The sequence below is a fragment of the Methylobacterium litchii genome, from assembly GCF_038442315.1.
GTDB lineage: Bacteria > Pseudomonadota > Alphaproteobacteria > Rhizobiales > Beijerinckiaceae > Methylobacterium > Methylobacterium litchii.
The window spans coordinates 1-20,267 of sequence record NZ_JBBXMY010000016.1 but is presented as its reverse complement, the minus strand read 5'-3'; the positions used below and the strand labels follow the sequence as shown (position 1 = coordinate 20,267).

Below are 20,267 nucleotides of genomic sequence, written 5' to 3'. Positions count from 1 at the left end.
GGACGGACCCTTGCCATACCGACCGCGGCTGACCACCTAAGCTTTACTGAGCCAGGCTCCCGGGCGTAATGCGCGACGGAAGGACCTGGGCACCGGGGAGAAGCCGCACATGCCGAAGGTTTGCGTGCTCGGTCCTGTCGACGACGAGGAACGCACGGCCCTGCTCAAGCTCTTGGCCGAGGCGGGCTGCGATGTCGTGGACGAGGAGGTCGCCGCCGTCGAGCCCGGCGAAGGGGAGGACGACGAGGGGGAAGACGGCGAGCACGTCGAGGATCCCGTTGCGCCGGAAGACGACGAGCCCGCACCCGCGGATGACGAGGCCCCCGCCGGTCACGCCGAGACGCCGGACGAGGACTTGGGGGTGATCGTGCTGTCTCCCGATTGCCTCGCGGACGAGGAGCTGGGGCGCGTGATGCAGCGGGCCGCCGCCCAGGGTCGTCGCGTGATCGGGATCTGGCCTCCTGGAACCCAGGACGAGACGCTGCCGCGCGCGTTCGAGGATTACGGCGGGGATACCGTCCCCTGGGATGCGGGCAGCCTGCGGGGCGCCCTACCGCGGAGGAACGCGAAGCCCGAGTGGTTGAAGCCCGACGCCCAGCCGCGGGCGGAGCGCCAGACCAAGCGGAACAAGTGCTGAGGCCGGCGTGCGCGTCCACTCCTACGTGATCGACCACGACCTCGGGTTCGCGCCCAATCCGTTCCACCGGGTGTGCACGCTGAGCGCGTGCAAACCGCTGATCCGGCAGCACGCGAGCGTCGGGGACTTCGTGGTCGGGACCGGCTCGATCCCGAACGGGATCAAGGACCGTGTCGTCTACTGGATGCGGGTCGACGAGATCCTCACCTTCGACCGGTACTGGGACGACGCTCGCTTCGGCGCCAAGCGACCGGTGATGTCCGGCAGCCGCATGCAGATCTACGGCGACAACATCTATCGCCGCTCGGCCGACGGCACCTTCGTCCAGGCCGATTCCTTCCATAGCGAGCCCGGGGGCGTCACCAGCCTGCCGAACCTGGTGCGCGACACCGGTCGGACGGACCGGGTGCTTCTCGGGCGCGAATACGCCTACTGGGGCGGTTCGGGCCCGCTGGTCCCCCAGGAACTGAGCGATCTCGTGCACAGCACGCAGGGCCATCGAAACCAGTTCACGCCCGAGCGGGTGAGCGCCTTCGTGACATGGCTCCGCGGCATGCCGGGCCGCGGCTTGCTGGGTCGGCCGGCGAACTGGCCAGCCTGAGAGCCGAGCGCCCCGGCGGCCCCACCGCCGGCGAACCCGGCCACGAGGCCATGGGCGTGACCCGCTACGAGGTGGCCTCGCCCCGGTCCTTCGGCGACATCGACGCCGCGCGCCGGCTGCCCCCGACGGGCGGCTAGGAAGGCGGCGCTTGCCGGAATGAGCCTGGCTCAGAAGCCTCTACCGCCGACTTGTCCCGTGCGATGCCAAGGGGCTTTCGAGTAGGGGTGACGGGCGGCGACCTTTCATCCGAGCCGGTCGGAAGTCCGGGCGGACAGCCGCTCGTGGCCATGGATCTGGCCTCGATCCGTCGAGCCACGGTGGCGGGACGCGAGCCGAGACCAGGCGTTCCCAAAGGCGTTGAATGGCGGCGGCACACATCGGGTTACGTCGTCCCGCCGCGTGCGCGCCGTCTCACTCGGTCCGTGGCAACCTCGGTGATGCCGATCCTTGCGCGCGGCTGCGCAGGACACGCTCTCAAGAAAGCTTGTCCCGTTTGCAGCACCGCGACAGCGGCGCTCTCAACACAGCTTGTCCCGATTTGCCCGGAACCTTGTCCCGCCGCGATGCGGACGCCCCGATCCGACCGCTCGCGGGGCCGTCCGGCTAAGGTGTTCGTGGGTCGGCCCACGCCACGACATGGCCTCGTGGAGCGGACGGGAGGGACGCCTTGGCCTTGCCGAACCGGACGTAGAGCGCCGGAAGGACCAGCAGCGTCAGGACGGTCGCGCTGGCCAAGCCGCCGATGACGACGGTCGCCAGCGGCCGCTGCACCTCCGCACCTGTGCCCGTCGCCAAAGCCATCGGCACGAAGCCCAGGGCGGCGACCAAGGCCGTCATAGCCACCGGCCGCAGCCGGGTCAGGGCGCCCTCGCGGACGGCATCCGGAATCGCCGTCCCCTCCGCCACGAGCGCGCGGATGTGGTTCAGCAGCACCAAGCCGTTCAGGACCGCGACGCCCGAGAGCGCGATGAACCCGACCGCGGCCGAGACCGAGAAGGGCATGTCGCGCAGCCACAGGGCCGCAACGCCGCCGGTCAGGGCCATCGGCACGGCGCTGAACACGATCAGCGCGTCGCGCCCGGACCCTAGCGCCCCGAGGAGCAGGAGGAAGATCAGCGCGAAGCAGGCCGGCACGACCGCCGCCAAGCGCTGGCGAGCGGCCGTCAGGTTCTCGAACTGCCCGCCCCACTTCACCTCGTAACCGGGCGGCAGCCGCACCTCGGCGGCGATGCGCGCCTGCGCCTCGGCCACCAGCGAGCCGATGTCGCGCCCGCGCACGTTCGCGGTGACCACGACGCGGCGGCGGCCGTTCTCGCGGCTCACCTGGTTCGGCCCCTCGCCCAAGGCGAACGAGGCGAGCTGCCGCAGCGGCACGCTCGTACCGCCGGCCGGCCCGGGAGCGGCCGGGACCCCGGTGCCCGTCCGCGCGGGCGCGGCCTGCGAGGGCGGTAGCGGCACCGGCAGGTTCCTCAACGCCTCGACGTCGCCCCGGGCGTCGTCGGCCAACCGGACCACGATGGCGAAGCGACGGTCGCCCTCGAACACCAGCCCGGCGTCCTTGCCGCCGACCGCCGTGCCGATGACGTCCTGCACGTCCGCCATGCTCAAGCCGCGCCGGGCGATCTCGCGCCGGTCGACCTTGATCTCCAGGAACGGCAGCCCGACCGCCTCCTCGACCTTCACGTCGGCGGCGCCCTCCAGGCTGCGCAGGATGCCGGCGATCTTGCGGGCGCCGTCGACCATCGGGCCGAACTCCTCGCCGAACACCTTCACCGCGAGGTCGTCGCGAACGCCCGCGATCAGCTCGTTGAAGCGCATCTGGATGGGCTGCGAGAACCCGAGCAGCGTGCCCGGGATCAGCTTCGCCTCGGCGTCCATGCGGGCGATCAACGATTCCTTCGCCTCGGACGGGTCCGGCCACTCCGCTTGGGGCCTCAGGATCAGGTAGGTGTCACAGGCGTTCGGCGGCATCGGGTCGGCGGCGATGTCGGGCGTGCCGCAGCGCGAGTAGACGAAGGCCACCTCCGGGAACTTGCTCATGGCGTCCTCGACGCCGAGCTGCATGGCCTGCGACTGCGAGATAGCCGTCGAGGGGATGCGCCGCGCCTCCATGACGATGTTCTTCTCGTCGAGCGTCGGGGTGAACTCCTGGCCGAGCCGCGTCGCCAGGGCCCCGGCCAGCCCGAGGACGACCACCGCGCCGCCTATGAAAGCCAAGGGCGTCCGGACCGCCCCGCCCAGCACCGGTCGATAGGCCGCCTTCAGTCCTCGGATCAGCAGGTTGTCGCCCTCGCCGACCCGCCCGGTGATGAAGGTCGCGACCATCGCCGGGACGAAGGTCAGGGACAGCACGAAGGCCGCCACGAGCGCGATCAGCACCGTCAGCGCCATGGGTGCGAAGGTCTTGCCCTCCACGCCGGTGAACGTCAGCAGCGGCACGTAGACCAGGATGATGATGGCCTGCCCGTAGACGCTCGGCTTGATCATCTCCTCGGCCGAGACGCGCACGGTCTCCAGCCGCTCGTCGAGGCTCAGCGTCCGTCCCAGCGCGTGCTGGCGCTCGGCCAGGTGGCGCAGGCTGTTCTCGGCGATGATGACCGCGCCGTCGACGATGAGCCCGAAGTCGAGCGCGCCGAGGCTCATCAGGTTGGCGCTGATGCGGCCCGCAAGCATGCCGGTCGCCGTCAGCATCATGGCGACGGGGATGACCAGGGCCGTGATGATCGCCGCCCGGATGTTGCCGAGCGCCAGGAACAGCACCGCGACGACCAGCAGCGCACCCTCGGCCAGGTTCCTGGACACCGTCCGGATCGTGGCGTCGACGAGGTCGGTCCGGCTGAGCAGCGTCCGGGCCTGGATGCCCGGCGGGAGAAGCTTGTTGATCTCCTTGATCTTGGCGTCCGCGGCCGCCGAGACGGTTCGGCTGTTCTCGCCGATGAGCATGAGGGCGGTGCCCAGCACGACCTCGCGGCCGTTCTCGCTGGCCGAGCCGGTCCGGAGCTCGCGGCCGATCCCGACCTCGGCGACGTCCCTCACCAGGATCGGTATCCCGGCCCGGGTCGCCACGACGACATCGCGGATCTGGTCGACGTTCTCGATCAGCCCTCCGGCCCGGACGACATAGCCCTCGCCGTTGCGCTCGACGTAGTTGGCGCCTCGGGTCACGTTGTTGGCTCCGATGGCCCGGGTCAGGTCGGCGAAGCCCAGGCCGTAGCCGACGAGCTTCATCGGGTCGGGCTTGACCTGGTACTCCTTGACGAAGCCGCCGATGGCATCGGCACCGGCCACGCCCGGCACGCTCTTCATCTGTGGCCGGATGATCCAATCCTGGACCGTGCGCAGGTAGACCGTGCGCTCGAAGTCGGACCTCAGCCGCTCGCCCTCGGGCGTCAGGTAGCTGCCGTCCGACTGCCAGCCCGGCAGGCCATCGCGGACCGGGGCGCCGTCGCCGGCGGCCTGGTACTCGACCGCCCACCAGTAAATCTCGCCGAGGCCGGTCGAGATCGGCCCGAGCCTGACCTCGACCCCGGGTGGCAGGGTGTTGCGCACCTCGCCCAGGCGCTCGTTCACCTGTTGCCTGGCGAAGTAGACGTCGACCTTGTCGCTGAACACGGCCGTGAGCTGGGCGAAGCCGTTGCGCGAGAAGGAGCGCAAGCTCTCCAGGCCCGGCGTGCCGGCGAGCGCCCGCTCGACCAGGACCGTGACCTGCTTCTCGATCTCGACCGGCGTCAGCGCCGGCGCGATGGCGTTGACCTGGACCTGGTTGTTGGTGACGTCCGGCACCGCGTCGATTGGCAGCCGCGCGAGCGACCAGGCCCCGAAGGCGGTGGCGATGAGCGTCACCAGGATGACCGCGTAGCGGTTGGCGACGGAGAAGGCGAGGATCGGGCGGATCACGGTTCAGTCCTCCGCCGCGGCCTTGCCGAGCTCGGACTTCAGCGTGAAGGTGTTGGCCACCGCCACGGCCTCGCCGGGCTCCAGCCCCTCCGTCACCTCCACGGCGGCGTCGTCCGACCGCCCGAGCTTCACCGGCCTAGCCTCGAAGCCCGCGGCCACCCGCACGAAGACGTTCGGTCTGCCCTCCAAGGTCTGGATGGCCGAGGCCGGGATGAGCACCCGCACCGGCTTGTCGGAGATCACGATCTCGGCACCCACGAAAGACCCGGGCCGCCAGGTCTCGTCCGGGTTGGCCAGTTCCGCGACGACCCGCGCCGCGCGCGTGGCCTGGTCGAGGACGGGCACGATGATGACGATGCGACCGCGCGCGGCCTCGCCGGTCGCCTCGGCCCGCACGGCCACCGCCTGGCCCTCGCGGACCAGCGGCAGGTCGCCGGGGCTCACCGCGAGATCGACCCAGACCGTCGACAGGTCTACGACGCTGTAGAGCTCGGTCTCCAGGTTGTCCCGGCCGACGGCCGCCCCGAGGTCGACGCGCCGCTCCACGACCTTGCCACCGAGCGGCGAGCGGATCTCCTGGCGCTCGAACTGCGCCTCCGGCTGGTTCGGCAACGCCTGGATCTCGGCTTGGCTGAGGCCGAGGAAGGTCAGCTTGCGGCGGGCCGCGTCCTCCTTGACCTTCAGGTCCTGGTAGCTCGCCTGCGAGCGCAGGTACTGCTGCTCGGACGAGATGCGCCTGTCCCAGAGCTCCTTGTCGCGCTCGTAGAGCGTCTTCTGCAGGGCGGCCGACACGCGTGCCGCCAAGTATTCTCCCTTGGCGTCGGCGATCTCGCGGCTGTCGAGGAGCGCCACGACCTCGCCCTTGGCGACCTTGTCGCCGAGCCCCTTGCGCAGCTCCACCACCGTGCCGGTGGTCTTCACCGCGATGCGGGCGGTCAGGTTGGCGTTCGGGACGATGGTGCCCGGCACGTGCAGGTGGCGCGAGAGGTTCCCGCCACCGACCCCGTCCGTGCGGATGCCGGCTTTGCCGACTTGGTCGTCCGTCAGCTTGACGAGGCCGGATCTCTCCGGCTCCGGACCGGCCGCCGCGTGCGGTTCGGGCTTGGCAGGCGCGGCGGCCCCCCTGGCGCCCGCCAGCATGGTGCGGACCGCATCGGGAGCGCCGGGCCACCAGGTCGCGATCAGGACGCCGCCGGCGAGGGCCAGCAGAACGGGGATGAGACGTCTGGACATGTCGGTGCCATGGACGGGCGGCCGCACGCGCACGGCGCCGTCGTTCGAGGATGGGAAGTGGCGGAAAGCCTCAGGCCCTCGGAGGCTCGAACGGTCCCTGCGCCCCGCCCCCGGCTCGGAAGACGTCGTCCAGGCGGGCGAACGACCGCGCCGCCGACGTGGCCACGCTCGCGGGAGCCTTGGCGGCGACGGGCATCACGCCCTGCGCGTGCGATTGCGCGTGGTGGACCAGGTCATCGGCATCCTGGTGGGCCTTGGCGTGGTCCTGTCCCGCCACCGGCGGCATGGCGAGCGCGACGGGACCGGAGGCCGCGTGCCGGGCCTCGGCGAGCAACGGCATCACCGTCACGCCCGCCAGGAGCAACGCGACGGCCACCGTCATGAGACGCCGTCCGAATGACACCCGACACCCTCTTCCCGGCGAGCGCCGTCCATCCCGGCGCGTCGAACACCCTTCCCTTATCCCCTCCGGGGGGATAGCATGTCAACATGGATCACGTTCACGCCTCCCACCCGGAGATCATCAAGCGGCTGAGGCGCGCCCACGGCCATCTCGCCGGCGTCATCGCGATGATCGAGGAGGGCCGCCCCTGCGTGGACCTCGCCCAGCAGTTGCAGGCGGTCGAGAGCGCCATCGCCAACGCGAAGCGCACGCTGATCGAGGACCACATGGAGCACTGCATCGGCGACGGCGTCGCGGACGGCGGCAAGTCCGCCAAAGCGGCGCTGGCCGAGTTCAAGGCGCTGGCCAAGTACCTGTGAAGGCCCCGTTGCTGAGCGTCCTCGCGAACCGCACCTACCGGCACCTGTTCGCCGCGCAGGTCATCGCCCTGGTCGGCACCGGCCTGCTGACGGTGGCCCTCGGCCTGCTCGCCTACCGGTTGGCCGGGGCAGAGGCCGGGGCGGTGCTGGGCACGGCGCTCGCCATCAAGATGGTGGCCTACGTGCTGGTGGCGCCCATCGCGAACGCCTTCACCGGGCAGTTGCCCCGCCGCGCTTTCCTGGTTGCGACCGACCTCGTCCGGGCCGGCGTCGCCCTGATCCTGCCCTTCGTCGACCAGGTCTGGCAGGTCTACCTACTGGTGTTCGTGCTGCAAGCCTGCTCGGCGGCCTTCACGCCGACCTTCCAGGCGACCATCCCGGACATCCTCCCGGACGAGCGTGACTACACCCGGGCGCTGTCGCTCTCGCGCCTCGCCTACGACCTGGAGAACCTGCTCAGTCCGACACTGGCCGCCTTGCTGCTGACGGTCATCGACTTCCACTGGCTGTTCGGCGGCACGGTCGTCGGATTCCTGTGTTCGGCCGCCCTGGTCGTCTCGGTGGCGCTCCCGTCCCCGACGCCGCCCGAGCGCCAAGCGGGGGTGTACGAGCGCACCATGCGGGGGCTGCGGATCTACCTCGCCACGCCGCGGCTGCGCGGGCTTCTCGCCCTGAACCTCGCGGTGGCGGCGGCCGGCTCCATGGTCATCGTCAACACGGTGGTGATCGTGCAGGCCCTCCTGCAACGGCCCCAGAACGACGTCGCGGTGGCGCTCGGGCTGTTCGGGGGCGGCTCGATGCTGGCGGCTCTGCTGCTGCCGCGGGTGCTCGACCGGCTGCCCGACCGCACGGTCATGCTCCCGGCGGCGGCGTTCCTCGGCGTCGTGCTGCTCGGCTTTGCCGCTACGACCTGGGGCGGCGTCATCGGCTGGCCTATGCTGCTGGCCGCCTGGCTGGCGCTCGGGATCGGGTACTCCGCCGCGCAGACCCCGACCGGACGGCTGCTCCGGCGCTCCGCGACGCCCGGCGACCGCCCGGCCGTGTTCGCCGCCCAGTTCGCGCTCTCGCACGTCGCCTGGCTCTTGACCTATCCACTTGCCGGCTGGCTCGGCGCGAAGGCGGGCATGCCGGTCACGCTGGCGGTGCTGGGCGCGCTGACCTTGGTCGCCGTCGCCGCGGCGGCGGCGCTCTGGCCGGCCTCGGACCCGGACGTCGTCGAGCACGCGCACCCCGGCCTCGAATTTGGCCATCCGCACCTGGACGGCGTCGGGACGCGCCGGCATGCCCACGCCTTCGTCATCGACGACCTGCACCAACGCTGGCCCGCGGCCCGGCCGGGATGAACCGACCCGGATGTTCGTCGGGCGCTTCGGTCCCGAGGCCGTGGATGCCACGCGCCGCGGCTCTAACCGAATGGCGAAGGTGCGGGGCTATGCGCCGCCGGAACCCCGCCATGCGGGTCTTCGCAGTGGCAGCCCGGTCAGTCCGTCGACTTGCCCCACGCGTCAGGAGGCTCGACCGGTTCGCTCCGAGCGGGCAGCCGCGTCCATCTCGGCCACATCCGCCGATGCACCGGCGCTTCGACGGCTGTGGGCTTTCGCGGCGAGGACCGGCGGGGCGACCAAGCCCGCCGGGACCGCGCTTACGATGGGCTGATCGATGGGTCGATCCCGACCGCGTGCGCCGCGGGGTCGGGATGGATGCCCTGCCAGCCAAGCCAGCCGGTGTAGAGGCCGACGAGCACGATCAGGGCTGCCGAGGCGTAGGGCGCCCGACGGGCGAAGGCACCGAACCCGGACCACCGCGACGCGACGTGCTTGACGCTGAGGGCGGCCAGCACCCCGGCCGAGACCATCGTGACCGCGAGGCCGATGCTGAAGCAGACGACCAGCGCGAAGCCGAGGCTGAACTGCTTGAGCTGGATGCACAGGAGCAGGACCGTGATGGCGGCCGGGCACGGGATCAGGCCGCCGGTCAGCCCGAACAGCACGATCTGTCCCGTCGTCACCTGACGCCCGGCGAAGCGCCGCCGGATGTCCTCCGCATGCGCTCGGGCATGGGCGTCGTCCTCGTCGCCCAGGTTCATGTGACCGTGGTCGTGATCCTGCTCCTCGAACGCGACCTCGTGGGTTTCCGCACCCGCGGGCCCGTCAAGGCGCAGTCGCGCCGTGAAGGCGTGCGGCTCGGGGATCTCCTCCAGGCTCTCCAGGAAGTCGCCCCCATCGGCGAAGGCGAACGTCTGCCGCCCGCCGTCCGGACGGACCGTCTCGACGGTGACCGCACCCGGCGCGGGCAGCGGACCCGTCCCGGCCCGGAGGCGCCAGCGCGGCGGCACGCCGTCCTCGTACACCTCCAGCGTCAACCGGCCGTCGCCGGTCACGACGTGCCGGTGCTCGCCATGGTGATGATGGTGACCGTGGTGCTGCTCGCGCCAGGTCCGCCACGCCATCCAGAGCGCGATGCCGACGATGAGCACCGCCGACGCCAGCTGGAAATACGGCTCGGCCGTGTCGCCACCCCATTCCTGGCCGAGATACTGTCCGCCCAGCGCGATCACCCAGACGACCGCGGTGTGCGAGAGCGTGGCGGCCAGCCCGAGCAGGATGGCCTGCGTGACCGTGCCCCGGACCGCGATGATGAAGGCCGCCATCATCGTCTTCGAATGACCGGGCTCCAGCCCGTGCAGGGCGCCGAGCAGGATCGCGCTCGGCACGAACAGCCAGGCATGCGCGGTCCCTTGCTGAAGCAGGTCAGGCAAGGAGGTCATGGGGGCTCGTCACTTGAGGTAGGTCCGCACCACCTCGATCAGCTCGGCCGCGCCCCGGGCGCGCTCGGCGTCCGGCTCGGCGTCCGGGTTCACGACGTGGTGGCGGATATGGTCTTCCATCAGCTCGGCGGTCAGCCCGTTGATCGCCCCGCGCATCGAGGCGACCAGCATCAGGACGTCGGCGCAGCCGAGTTCGGCCTCCAGAGCCCGCTCGACGGCCTCCGCCTGTCCCTTGATCCGGCGCACCCGCGCCAGCAGCTTGGTCCTGTCCTTGATCGTGTGAGCCATGAATGGCGTCCTCGTCCTCGCAATACATAGGGGGGTACCCTATCTGTGTCCAGCGACCGATGCGTCGCGTGGCGGGGAGGCCCTAGCATGAGGAAGGACGACCCCTGCATCGGGGTTTGCCAGTGGGATGGGCGGACCGGCTGGTGCCTCGGTTGCGGCCGCACGGTCCCGGAAATACGCGCGTGGCGGAAGATGACGCCGTACAGGAAGGCCGCCCTCGCTCGCGAACTGCCGCGGCGCGTTCGGCAGGTCGCCGTCGCGCAGGTCGAAGCCGAGCCCGGCAGGACCCCGAGCCGCTCCTAGATCGCAGGATCTGCCGGGCGGAACGGCGGCCCCGGTCAGATCGTCCCCGACATGGGTTTCGTCCAGCCGGACGCCCCGTCAAGCCACCCCAGTGTAGCCGAGCCGGAATCGAAAGGCGTCGTGACCGGTGACCGTCACCGCCGCGATTGCGTCCGGCACGTCGGGCGGCATGCGTCGGACGATGCGCTCCATCCCGCAGCAGCAAGCCCGGCGGACGAGGACGGCGAGCCCCGATCCGTTTCCGGCGGTCGCGGTCGCCGTCTTTTTGCGCCGGGACACGCCGGGCCAGACCACGAGGCTGACCAGCCCCGCCGCTGCCGATGCCCGAGGCGCGAACCGAGCCCGCCGGCGTCGATGGGCAGGTGAAAGCCTGACCGCGAGGGTGGACGTCGGCACCGTCTCGGCCTCGCAGGCCGGCGGTGATCTCATAAGCGCGTTGGAGGCCGAACCCGAGCGGCGGCAGGACGGAGATCCGATCCAGCCAATGCCGGGCGATCCGGCAGGTCGCCGCCTGCAGCGCCGCCAGCGCCGCCAGCACCGCGACGCCGGTCGCACCGAGGACGGATCCGAGCGCGAGGCCGCGCCAGCCGAACCGGTGGGCCGCCGCCGCGATCACGGTCGCGGCGATGATCCGATCTGTTCACGTCCCCTGGAAGGCGACGGGGTCCCCGAACCAAGACGACGTCACATCCTTCCTCGGTCGACGCCCCGCGCAGATCCTCATCGCCCCGCTCATGGCTTTGCGCCGACGGCGCTCGCGCGGCACGGCGGTCCCGGCGTGCTCCTAGGGTCGCGGCGTGTGGGTCCTTGCGATGCGGCGCCGAAGGTCCGTCGGGACATCCATCCGGCGCCATACCGTCGTGGTCTTTCGGCCCGTGATCGCGAAGGCTGGCCTGACGCCGGCCCGATCCAAGGCTTCCCGCACCCACCGCGCGCCGGATCCCATCTCCCTGGCGAGCGCACCCGTGGTGGCGTACTCGGCCTCGTAAGCCGCGAGCGCATCGTCCCGCACCAGGATCTCCCCGCACGGCATTGCTGTCCCCGCCATGAGGCCTGCCCGGACGATCAGGCCGACGCTGTCCGTCGGGACCGTGAGCCGCCGGCCGACCTCTTCGAGGGTGAGACCCCCACCTTCGCGCGAACGCCGCGCGACCCTGATGTCCTCCGGGTCGACCAGGAAGCCCGCGAGGCCGGGTACGTCCCGCAGGACCGCCCTGACCCGAAGCTGGCCGGCCAGGATCATGTCGCAGGTGCCGCGCACGCCGTCGACCTTGCCGTGCTGGCTGGCTCGCGCGAGCGGAAGGAGGCCGGCGGGCATGGCCCCGACGGTCGGCGCCGAACCACGGATCCGGGATAGCACGGCGGCCACGGCATCCCGGTCGAAGACGTCGGCCTTGATGCCGGCGCGCGCGTGGATCTCGGCGGGCGGAACGATCCGCGCCGCGACCAACATCCGCGTCTGGCGCTTCGCCAGCCCGAGCGCCGCCGGCAGATCCTCCGCGCGGAGCGCGCGGTCGAGGATCGCCCGGATCTGGGCGGCGGTCTCGCGGGCGATGCCGATGGGCGTACCCCTCCTCGTCCGTTGCGGCCAGGCGCCCAGGGCCTTGACGTAGCCGGCGATGAACTCCGGCCTTCGGCCGCATTCCGCGGCGATGTCGGCGAGGCTGACCAACGGGACGTCGGCATGCCGGATCACCACCGAGGTCTTGTGAACCGGGCCCCGACCGGCGTGATGCGCGTATAGGGCCGCCCGAACCGCATCCCCGCTCGCTCCCGCCGGCAGCCGCTTCGCCCAGAGATACAGGTAGCCATAGACCTGTTCGGCCCCCCAGGCGCCGAGGCCGACATGGTCGGCTCTGGCCATCCCGTCGAGCAGGGCGTCGAAGGCGTGCGGCCAGTCCCGGGCGGCGGCGAGACCGGCCGAGAACACCTCCGGATGGCGCTCCGCCGGAAACTTCGAGAGGGCCCCGTCGGCGCCCCCGAGCAGGGCGACGCCGAACCGCTCCATGGCGTCGCAGGCCTCGGCGAGCGTCAGGCCGTCGAGGAGGGGCACGCTGGTCCGGGCCATGCCGCCGAGGCGGCCGACCACGTAGGCGTCCGCCAGCGTCGTCGCGGGCGGGACCCTGGCGCCGTCGCAGGCGAGAAGGGAATGGCCGTTCCTGCAACGGGTCAGTGAGCCGGCTTCCCAGGTGACGCCCGTCCGGCAAATCGGGCAGGACCCCTCCAGGCGGACATGATGGAGGGGACAGGTGCCGACGGCGGCCACGTCCCACCAGAAGCGCCGGTGGATGTTCCAGTGCGCGTGTCGTCCCGACGGCGTCCTGCGAAGGTCGTCCTGCCAACAGCAGGGGCACCACCGCCGCACGTTCGTCGTCCAATCGTCCCGGTGGACCACCTCGTCCGCGATCACGACCTTTTTCTTGGTGATCTCGGTGGGCGTCCAACCCCGGAACGCGTCCTCGCCACGGCCGAGCCGATCCGCGAGGGGGCCGGCGGCGCGGCCCTGCAGGATGTCGCTCATGGAATGGCCCGCGGTCCTGAGGCGTTCGCGGCTCCACGGCTCGCCGTTGACGTCGAAGGCGCGCAGCAGGTGCGCCGCGGCGGATTCCCCGTCGATGACGGGCGGGATGATGGTCAGCCGCATCGGTTTCCCCCTACGCGTCGTCGGCTTGCGTCTCGACCCCGGCCTCGGCGGTCCCCGTCAGGCGCGTGAGCCTCTCGAACTCGATCTCCTTCATCTTCGGCAGGGTCGAGATGTCGACCACCAGGAACGGGTTCCTGCGCGGACCGAGCTCGAAGATCTCCTCGAAGACGAAGCCGAGGTGGTCGACCTGCCCGATGCTCGGCTTGCCCGACTGGATGGCGCGGAAGGCCGCCTTCTTGACGAGGTGCATCATGCGACCGGTGTAGCCGTTCGAAGCCTTGAGCATGCGCTGAACCATGTCGTGCTCCGACAGGCCGCACGCGGCCGGGAAGCCGAGCCTTGCCTCGACCAGCGACAGGAATTTCGTGGCCTTCTTCACGCAGGCTTCCGAGTGACCCAGCGGCTTGATCGGCTTGAAGACGCAGCGCCGGAGGAGCTGGAAATCCTCCTTCAGCACCTTCTTGAGCCAGGGCATGCCCGAGAGCACGAGGGAGACGGGGCGCAACTCCGCACCGGGCGGCCGAAGCGGATCGTCCGGATCCGGGATGACGAGGTTCTTCAGCGTCTCGACCAGGGTGCGCCGCTCGTCACCGGTGCGTCCGCGGAAGGCATGGTGGAATTCGTCGATCATGATGATGGAGACGAGTTGGGCGTGCATCTGGTGGCGCACCCGGGTCCAGATATCGTGCTCCTTCAGGTTGGCGCTGAGCTCCTTCTCCGTCATGGCGAGGTACAGCGCGAGACCCAGCGTCTTCAGCGTGCAGGGGCTCGGCGCCTTGATGTAGACCAGCGGCCGCACGGGGCCGAACTCGTCGCGGAACGGCACGAGCGCCGGGCGGAGCTGCAACCGGGCGAGCAGATGCGACTTCCCGGCCCCGGAAGCGGCCGGGATGACGAGGCACTGACCCTCGACATCGTCGCCGAGGTCCTTGAGCATCTCGTCGAAGCGCGCGACGGTCTTGATCACCACGTCGGTGTTGACGTGGATGGTGTCGACGCGTCGCTTCCAGGCCCGCCGTTCGAGGTCCTGCGGGCTCAAGCGGATCGCGAACCGCTCACGGCGGACCGGGGCGGCCTGGGGGCCGGGAAGGATGGTGACGTCGGGGCGGAAGGTCTCCCCGTCCTGGCTTTGCGGCATGCGATGGCCCTCACTCGGCAGTCCAGTTGTCGGGATCGTCGGGGTCGAACTCGGCGCCGACGTCCGCCGTCACGCTCCGCGGATCGGCCTCGGCGGCGACGGGCCTCGGACCGGCCGGCCGGGCCGCCGGCGCGGCGTCCTGCGGGGCGTCCTGCGGGGCGCTGGCCGGGCGCGGCGCGGTCTTGCGGCCACCCTGCCCGACCCGGGGCGCGGGTGCCGCGTCGGCCGCGGCCGGCGGCGCGGCCTTCCGCGGGCGCCGGGTCCGCAGCCGCTCTTCCTCGTGGGCGCCCTCGTCCGCGACGTCCCAGGCGACCTCGAACATCGGGTCGTCGGCGTGGTCGCGGAACCAGTCGACGTCGGCGCTCGCCAGGCGCTTCGGCTTGACGCCGGCCTTGCGGCATTCGGCGCGCAACAGCTCCATCGCGCGGACGAGCGTCGCGCGAGCGACGCGCTGGCCTTCCTGCGTCATCCGACGCGCCGTGCGGACCACGTCTCGCCACTCCGCCAGGGAGGTCCCGTCGGCCAACCCGTCCTCGCAAGGGACCTTGATCCAACCGGCCTCCTCGTCCACCAGGACGAGGAGGTGGCCGAGATCGGACGCGTCGGCCTTGACGAGGAATTCGTCGCCGAAGTGGAAGCCCTTCCTGCGACGGACGCCCTTCAGTTCGTCGGACTGGTAGGTGAGGCCGAGGAAGGTGATCCCGTTCCGCTGAATGGTCCGCGGGACCACCAGGGCGATGAGCGGGTCGAGGTCGTCGGCCGACGGCGGCAGGCGCGTGCCGTAGCCCGCCAGGTCCTGCCAGCGCAGCAGGGGCGTTCGTCCGAGCAGCCCGCCATGCTTGCGGTTGTGGTAGATGTCGACGACCCAGATCGTGAAGAACTCGACGAGTTGGGCCAGGGTCAGGGCGGCCTGCCCGACGCTGTCGTAGTCGCCGCGCTCGCGCACGTCGCGGAAGGTCCGGCCGGGAAGGTAGGCGCAGAAGTCGCGCGCGATGGTGCCGAGGGCGCGCTCGACCTTGCCCTTCAGGTGGGGCTTGCGCCGGGGCATGTAGCGGAGCTCGAACCGCAGCTGTCCGGCGGCCGCCTTCATCGACCGGGAGTGGAATTCCTTCCCGTTATCGAGCTTGACGACCTCCGGCACGCCGAACACGGGCCACGCCGTGTCGACCCGGATGCCGGTCAGGTCCTTCGGCAGCACCGCCATGCGCAGGCAGTGCATCACCGAAGTCCAGGAGGGACGCTCGTCACTGAGGTGGAATCCCACGATCATGCGGGTCGCGGCGCAGATCGCGACCGTGAGCCAGACCCGCCTCGTGCGCTTGTCCTTGCGGCGCCGGTCCCGCGCCGGCGTGCCGTCGCCCTCCAGGACCAGCACGTCGAGCGGCGTGTGGTCGACCTCGACGATTTCGAGCGGCCGCGTCGCCTGGGGGGCCTTCTTGACGTGCCGGAAGGCCTGCTCCGCCGCCGCGGGGCCCTCGCGATGGTAGATCACGTCGAACTGGCTGACGTTCGCCTTCACCCAACGCCGGATCGTCATGCCATCGGGCACGTCGAAGGGCACGGTGCGCGTCTTGTTCTCGCGCTCGATCCTGCCCTGGATGAAGACGATGACATGGCTCAGCGGCGGTCCGTTCCGGGTGAGCCAGTCCTCGCGCACGCGCTCCGCGATGATCATCTCGACCTCGGGATCGAGGCGGAAACCCGCCCGTCCCTTCAGGTCGTCCAGCGGGATCAGCGCCACGATGGACTTGCCGCCCTTGCGCCAACGCCCGTACCAACCCTTCAGCGAGGAGCCGCTCACCCGTTCGAGCGGCACGTCGTCGGGATGGGAGCCCTCGTTCTCGATGGCCCGCTGCCGGCGCTCGGCCGCGACGAGCCTCGCGATATCGGCGTAGCCCTTCGGGACCTTCCTATGGGTCCGCTCGGCGAAGCACCGGTCGCAGGCCTGCACGTAGTCGAGGCGCATCAGCGCCGCGTCCTGCTGGCGAACGTCGAAGGTGTCGATGTTGCGAAGGAGGTTGTCCCTGACGCCTTGGGGGAGCCCGGCGGCGGTGTCCTCCACCAGTTGGAGCCGCCTGGGCTCGCCGAAGTAGAGGTCGGCCAACTCGGCATGGGTCTTCGTGACCGTGACCGGCCTCGCCCCGAGCGTGCGCAGCGTGACGCCGGCCTCGTCGCGCGAGAGCACCTTGTGGTAGACGCCCTCGACGATGACGAGCGCGTCCGCTTGGAGACGGATCTGGCACGCGCCCATGGTCAGCGCAGCCCCCCGCATGCGCCGGGTCCCGCCATGCGCACCCTCCCGCCGCGGTGGAGGTCCACCAGGACGGCGTCGCTCAGCAAGACGGTCTCGGAACCGCCCGCGAGCCTGCGCAGGGCGAGGCCCGCCCGCTCGCGGGCGACGGAGGCGTAGGGGACGCCGTCGACGACGACGACCGCGCCGATGGGAAGGCGGAACTGCTGGTCGAGCCTGTTCAAGGTGCACTCCTGAGGTTCGCGGGGCGGCGGATCATGGCGTGGTCGTCGAAGGGTCGGCCGGGGTCGGCCAGCTCGGCCTCGCCGCGCGCGACCAGGGCCACGACGGCCCGGAAGGCGCGGGCCTGGAGCCCCGACGCCGCCCGGAGTTCCCGGACGAGACCCCGGCCGCCGAAGCGGTCGAGGACCACGCGCATGGTGTGCTGCTCCGCCTCGTCGACCATGAAGGTGCGCTCGCTCGCGACGAGCGCGGCGTTCGCGACGCGGAGCGCGTCGATCTCGACCTCGGTCCAGAGCTCGAAGCCGTCGTAGCCGGCGGCCCTGGCGCCGGCCTCGATGCGGTGCCGGATCCCGTCCCAGCCCAGCCTGATCACCCTCTTCCGCGGCTTGACCTCGACGGCGAGGCGCCGCCCGTCGTCGATCTCGACGCCGAAGTCGGCCGTGTAGCTGCGCCACCGGACGCCGTCGTGCCAACGGAAGGGTGCGGGCTCCTCCTGGTAGCGCAGGACGGCATCGTCCTGCTCCAGGATCAGGATGAAGTCCCGCGCGAGGAGGCCCTCGTAGGCCACCATGCGGTAGCCCATCCCCGCCTTGCCGGATGGGACCTCGCCCGTGATGCAGTCCCGTCGGCCGGTGACGATCGGGCGCGACGGGCTCGGCTTGCCGACATGGCGGCTTCGCAGGGTCGCCGGCATCAGGACCTCCGCCGGGCGTCAGGGCCGTCAGGTCCCTCGGCCGCGTCGGCGCCACCCGATTCCTCGCCGGTCGGGATCGCGGGGGTGGCCCCGGGCGACAGCCGGATCGGATAGCGCGCGCCCCCCTCCTGCCAGCGGTCCAGCGGGGTCGACCGGTCCGGTCCGGAGCGGCGGACGTCGAGATCGGCGAGCCAGGCGTGCGCGGCCGCCATCAAGCCTCCTGCGTCCTCGACCACCTCCCCCCGGGCCGTCAGCCAGCGCTGCAGGCCCGCCACCCGGCAGGGAGCGCCCGGATCGTCGACCGCGGCGAAGTGCAGCCGGATGCCGAGCGCCGCCGCGGAATGCCGGAACGTGGCGCCGAGGAAGGCGGGATCCCGGTCCAGCACGATCACCTCCGGCAGCCCCATGCACAGGCGGGCGGCGCCGAGCGGCTCCGGGGCCGCCGTCGCGGTTTGCGCCCCGAACAGGCCGAGCAGGTCCTCCCCGTCCGGCGGCGCGGTGCCGAGCGCCGCCGCCACGATCACGCCGCTGTAGCTGTCGCGTGCGGTGACCAGGTGAACGCGGTCGGCGCCGAGTTCCGGGACGGCGACCCGCAGGGCTTCCCGGGCGACGACGACCTCGGCGAGAGGACGCCCGCACGAGAGGTGCCGGAACCGGTACGCCTGCTGCAGGGGACGCAGACGGTCGCCCACCATCCGCACGAGGGTGCGGAAAGCGGGAACGTCAGCGGCCGCGCCTCCCCGCGCATGCGACGCTTCCAGGCACCTCGCCTGTGCGAGGCGGGCCATGGCCGTCAGAGTGACGCCCCGGCGCGGGTCGGCCTCGGCCACGACCTGGTCGACAAGCTCGCCGATCCACGGGGCCCAGTGGGTCTGCTGCCGGGGCGACCGCGCCATCCGCCGGTGGGCGAGGCCGGCCGGGTTGCCGTCGGCCTCCCGGAGCCGCGCTTCCCATGCCCTGACCTGGCGCGGCGTGGGCGGATCGACGTCGTCGCTCAGCTCGCAGACGGCGCGGATCGCGACCCGCAGGTGGCGGTCGCCCCGCCGTCCTGGCGGGAGGTCCTCGACCGCCCGCACGTAACGGTGGCGGCGCAGCGCGGCGGCGCGCTCGCGCTCCGTCATCTCGTTGAGGGCCTGGATCTCGGCCCGGAGCCGGTCGGTGTCGGCGGTCGTCGCGGGAAAGAGTTCTAGCTGCTTCATGATCGCGCGGGTCCTCGAAAGGCGGACGGAGCCAGCCTTGGTGGTGGGATGGGCGGTGACCCCGGCCCGGAGGCCGGGGCTTCGGCGGCGGCTCAGAACTCGGTGGGCTCGCTGGCCTCGGTCTCCGGCTCGAACGTCCCCCGCGGGACGCCGAGCAGCGCGGCGACGTCCCCGTCCCAGGCATCGAAGGCCCGGTCGATCAGGGGGGCGAGGGGCGGCTGGAAGTCGGCCGTGAGGGTCTCGACGCGGTACGGCTCGTTCATGGTGCTCTCCTCGGATGGGGTCGCGCGGGGCCGGTCCGGATCCGTCGCGGGGACGGTCCGGGCGCGGCCGGCTTGGGCCGGCGGATCCCGAGGAGGCGGAGCGCAGCCCGCTTGCTTTCGCAGGCGAGAGCTGGCATACGTCATCGGTCTCGAATGTCGGCCTTGTCCCGGTGGTTGGCCGGTTTGGTATGCGGCGGTCGTGATCACGAGGTCCGGCGGTGACGTGGTCGAGAGGGCTCAAGCTCTCGTCCGGCGTGCCGGACCTTACCCGCTACAGCCTTTCGGCTGCGTAGCGGGCAAGCTCAAAGCGTGCGGCCCGGATCGGGCCGTGCGCTTTTATTTTGCCTCGACGATCACTGCCTGGCCCGGAGGGTCGCGGGAGCGCGCGCGGAGGGCTGCGCGATATCGGTTGCGCATCGAAATTCTCCTCGATAATTGATGAGTTGTTGGATCTAGACTGATCTTATGACGCTCAGGCCTTCGTTGGATCTTTCAGATACCAATGTTGTGCCTTCCGATCATGGTAAACGAGGTTTTTATTCTTAAGACGGGTCTTATTTTTCTCCGAGGCATCGAGCGTGTAGCCGGCGTCCCGGACCGCGTCGTTGACTTCAGTCCCCGACAACCCCTTGGCGCCAGCCTTCGCGAGAGCGTCGACGATGACCTGGGCGACCAGGCCGGAGACTTTCGGCGCCGGCATCCGTTCGGCCTCGTCCGGTACCGGCTCGTCGTCCGGCGCCGGCCGGGCCTCCGCTTTCGTCTCGGCCTGGTCGGCCGCCTGGGCCGGTTCCGGGGCGTATGCCGCCCCTTGCTGCAGGGTCGCGATCATCTGGTCGAGGCGGGCCGCCTTGGCGGTCTCCGCCGCGATGGCGCTCACGTGTTCCAACATGAGCTCCTGAAGCTGCCGCGTCCTGTCCGCGGCGGCTTGCCGGGCCCGGTCGCGCTCCTGGCACATCTGGGTGATCACATCCATTCGGCACCCCCGACCAGGTCCAGGTCCGCATCCAGGTCCGGAGGAGCTCCGCGACCTGATGATCGGACCATAGACCGGGTGCCCGCCCAGCCGCAAGTTCTTTCGCCCAGGTCCACCGGACGTGGTAAACGGAAGCTGACCCGGTCGACCCGGTTGAGTGGCTGAATAAAACCGGGTCGCGCCCCCGGCCAACCTTGTCCGTCCCGTCCCCGGGTCATCCTCCGGCCGAGTGTCGCTTGTCTCCAACGGCGGGCGGCCGTCGACGTACCCTAGATGTTTGGTCCCGGCATTTGGTGGAGCGGGTTTGACCTGAAGCGTTCGGGCTCGGCGGACCATGCTTTGCAGATAGCCTCGTAGGGCGTGAGGCCACGCAGGATCTTGAGGCGGCGGCCAAA

General features: G+C 71.0%; 18 protein-coding genes and 1 pseudogene. 5 read left to right on the top strand and 14 right to left on the bottom strand.

All coding sequences use genetic code 11. From position 1 onward, the window contains the following. The first annotated feature begins 109 nt into the window (after nt 1-109). Together AAHF99_RS22045 and AAHF99_RS22040 are read left to right on the top strand one after the other, a co-directional pair. Nucleotides 110-637, top strand: coding sequence for a hypothetical protein (locus tag AAHF99_RS22045; RefSeq protein WP_050735146.1), 528 nt, complete (start codon nt 110-112; stop codon nt 635-637). Between the two features lie 7 nt (nt 638-644). Beyond that, complete coding sequence (locus AAHF99_RS22040; protein WP_050735145.1) at nt 645-1,238, top strand: Nmad2 family putative nucleotide modification protein; 594 nt, start codon at nt 645-647, stop codon at nt 1,236-1,238. Nucleotides 1,239-1,841: 603 nt separating this feature from the next. On the opposite strand, the gene AAHF99_RS22035 is transcribed toward AAHF99_RS22040, so the two are convergent. From AAHF99_RS22035 to AAHF99_RS22025, 3 genes are all read right to left on the bottom strand, one after another. Then, nucleotides 1,842-5,135 (bottom strand): efflux RND transporter permease subunit, encoded by a 3,294-nt coding sequence (locus AAHF99_RS22035; RefSeq protein ID WP_050735144.1) that lies wholly within the window; start codon nt 5,133-5,135, stop codon nt 1,842-1,844. A 3-nt stretch (nt 5,136-5,138) separates the two neighbouring features. Continuing rightward, entirely contained in the window at nt 5,139-6,368 is a 1,230-nt protein-coding gene (locus AAHF99_RS22030; RefSeq protein WP_050735161.1) for an efflux RND transporter periplasmic adaptor subunit, read from the bottom strand. Nucleotides 6,369-6,438: 70 nt separating this feature from the next. Then, on the bottom strand, nt 6,439-6,750 hold the full coding sequence (locus tag AAHF99_RS22025; RefSeq protein WP_050735143.1) for a hypothetical protein: 312 nt from the start codon (nt 6,748-6,750) through the stop codon (nt 6,439-6,441). A gap of 107 nt (nt 6,751-6,857) precedes the next feature. Between AAHF99_RS22025 and AAHF99_RS22020 the strand changes: the two genes are divergently transcribed. Beyond that, nucleotides 6,858-7,130, top strand: a complete 273-nt coding sequence (locus tag AAHF99_RS22020) for a metal-sensing transcriptional repressor (RefSeq protein ID WP_050735142.1) — start codon at nt 6,858-6,860, stop codon at nt 7,128-7,130. A gap of 8 nt (nt 7,131-7,138) precedes the next feature. After that, nucleotides 7,139-8,473 carry an MFS transporter gene (locus tag AAHF99_RS22015; RefSeq protein ID WP_050735160.1) on the top strand — a complete coding sequence of 445 codons (1,335 nt, stop codon included), beginning with the start codon at nt 7,139-7,141 and terminating at the stop codon, nt 8,471-8,473. A 299-nt stretch (nt 8,474-8,772) separates the two neighbouring features. On the opposite strand, the gene AAHF99_RS22010 is transcribed toward AAHF99_RS22015, so the two are convergent. Both AAHF99_RS22010 and AAHF99_RS22005 read right to left on the bottom strand, forming a co-directional pair. Beyond that, on the bottom strand, nt 8,773-9,897 hold the full coding sequence (locus AAHF99_RS22010) for a nickel/cobalt efflux transporter (RefSeq protein ID WP_342166592.1): 1,125 nt from the start codon (nt 9,895-9,897) through the stop codon (nt 8,773-8,775). Between the two features lie 9 nt (nt 9,898-9,906). Next, complete coding sequence (locus AAHF99_RS22005; RefSeq protein ID WP_342166591.1) at nt 9,907-10,185, bottom strand: metal/formaldehyde-sensitive transcriptional repressor; 279 nt, start codon at nt 10,183-10,185, stop codon at nt 9,907-9,909. Between the two features lie 87 nt (nt 10,186-10,272). On the opposite strand from AAHF99_RS22005, the gene AAHF99_RS22000 reads away from it, so the two are divergent. Then, a complete protein-coding gene (locus AAHF99_RS22000) occupies nt 10,273-10,488 on the top strand; it encodes a DUF1289 domain-containing protein (RefSeq protein ID WP_050735139.1) in 216 nt (71 codons plus the stop codon). Nucleotides 10,489-11,272: 784 nt separating this feature from the next. Here AAHF99_RS22000 and AAHF99_RS21995 read toward each other — a convergent pair. From AAHF99_RS21995 to AAHF99_RS21955, 9 genes and pseudogenes are all read right to left on the bottom strand, one after another. Continuing rightward, nucleotides 11,273-13,132 carry a TniQ family protein gene (locus AAHF99_RS21995; RefSeq protein WP_050735138.1) on the bottom strand — a complete coding sequence of 620 codons (1,860 nt, stop codon included), beginning with the start codon at nt 13,130-13,132 and terminating at the stop codon, nt 11,273-11,275. A gap of 10 nt (nt 13,133-13,142) precedes the next feature. Then, nucleotides 13,143-14,270, bottom strand: coding sequence for an ATP-binding protein (locus AAHF99_RS21990; protein WP_050735137.1), 1,128 nt, complete (start codon nt 14,268-14,270; stop codon nt 13,143-13,145). 10 nt (nt 14,271-14,280) lie between these two features. Next, on the bottom strand, nt 14,281-16,542 hold the full coding sequence (locus AAHF99_RS21985) for a DDE-type integrase/transposase/recombinase (protein ID WP_050735136.1): 2,262 nt from the start codon (nt 16,540-16,542) through the stop codon (nt 14,281-14,283). Continuing rightward, nucleotides 16,524-16,745: a hypothetical protein gene (locus AAHF99_RS21980; protein ID WP_050735135.1), complete on the bottom strand. Its 222-nt coding sequence runs from the start codon at nt 16,743-16,745 to the stop codon at nt 16,524-16,526. The genes AAHF99_RS21985 and AAHF99_RS21980 overlap by 19 nt, the downstream gene beginning before the upstream one ends. Next, nucleotides 16,742-17,437, bottom strand: a complete 696-nt coding sequence (locus tag AAHF99_RS21975; protein ID WP_050735134.1) for a TnsA endonuclease N-terminal domain-containing protein — start codon at nt 17,435-17,437, stop codon at nt 16,742-16,744. Before AAHF99_RS21975 ends, AAHF99_RS21980 begins: the two co-directional genes overlap by 4 nt. Further along, on the bottom strand, nt 17,437-18,636 hold the full coding sequence (locus AAHF99_RS21970) for a hypothetical protein (protein ID WP_342166590.1): 1,200 nt from the start codon (nt 18,634-18,636) through the stop codon (nt 17,437-17,439). The genes AAHF99_RS21975 and AAHF99_RS21970 overlap by 1 nt, the downstream gene beginning before the upstream one ends. A 92-nt stretch (nt 18,637-18,728) precedes the next feature. Next, entirely contained in the window at nt 18,729-18,899 is a 171-nt protein-coding gene (locus AAHF99_RS21965; protein ID WP_160320619.1) for a hypothetical protein, read from the bottom strand. Nucleotides 18,900-19,371: 472 nt separating this feature from the next. After that, nucleotides 19,372-19,872 (bottom strand): hypothetical protein, encoded by a 501-nt coding sequence (locus AAHF99_RS21960; protein ID WP_050735132.1) that lies wholly within the window; start codon nt 19,870-19,872, stop codon nt 19,372-19,374. A 269-nt stretch (nt 19,873-20,141) separates the two neighbouring features. Beyond that, nucleotides 20,142-20,267: pseudogene (locus tag AAHF99_RS21955) on the bottom strand (IS481 family transposase); the annotation flags it as partial.

Bases quoted from the DNA above. Each gene is read 5' to 3' on its own strand.
- AAHF99_RS22025 (WP_050735143.1), bottom strand. From the start codon at position 6,750: ATGACGGTGGCCGTCGCGTTGCTCCTGGCGGGCGTGACGGTGATGCCG.
- AAHF99_RS21995 (WP_050735138.1), bottom strand. From the start codon at position 13,132: ATGCGGCTGACCATCATCCCGCCCGTCATCGACGGGGAATCCGCCGCG.
- AAHF99_RS22030 (WP_050735161.1), bottom strand. From the start codon at position 6,368: ATGTCCAGACGTCTCATCCCCGTTCTGCTGGCCCTCGCCGGCGGCGTC.
- AAHF99_RS22010 (WP_342166592.1), bottom strand. From the start codon at position 9,897: ATGACCTCCTTGCCTGACCTGCTTCAGCAAGGGACCGCGCATGCCTGG.
- AAHF99_RS21985 (WP_050735136.1), bottom strand. From the start codon at position 16,542: ATGCGGGGGGCTGCGCTGACCATGGGCGCGTGCCAGATCCGTCTCCAA.
- AAHF99_RS21965 (WP_160320619.1), bottom strand. From the start codon at position 18,899: ATGAACGAGCCGTACCGCGTCGAGACCCTCACGGCCGACTTCCAGCCG.
- AAHF99_RS22045 (WP_050735146.1), top strand. From the start codon at position 110: ATGCCGAAGGTTTGCGTGCTCGGTCCTGTCGACGACGAGGAACGCACG.
- AAHF99_RS21990 (WP_050735137.1), bottom strand. From the start codon at position 14,270: ATGCCGCAAAGCCAGGACGGGGAGACCTTCCGCCCCGACGTCACCATC.
- AAHF99_RS22020 (WP_050735142.1), top strand. From the start codon at position 6,858: ATGGATCACGTTCACGCCTCCCACCCGGAGATCATCAAGCGGCTGAGG.
- AAHF99_RS22000 (WP_050735139.1), top strand. From the start codon at position 10,273: ATGAGGAAGGACGACCCCTGCATCGGGGTTTGCCAGTGGGATGGGCGG.
- AAHF99_RS21970 (WP_342166590.1), bottom strand. From the start codon at position 18,636: ATGAAGCAGCTAGAACTCTTTCCCGCGACGACCGCCGACACCGACCGG.
- AAHF99_RS21960 (WP_050735132.1), bottom strand. From the start codon at position 19,872: ATGGATGTGATCACCCAGATGTGCCAGGAGCGCGACCGGGCCCGGCAA.
- AAHF99_RS21975 (WP_050735134.1), bottom strand. From the start codon at position 17,437: ATGCCGGCGACCCTGCGAAGCCGCCATGTCGGCAAGCCGAGCCCGTCG.
- AAHF99_RS22005 (WP_342166591.1), bottom strand. From the start codon at position 10,185: ATGGCTCACACGATCAAGGACAGGACCAAGCTGCTGGCGCGGGTGCGC.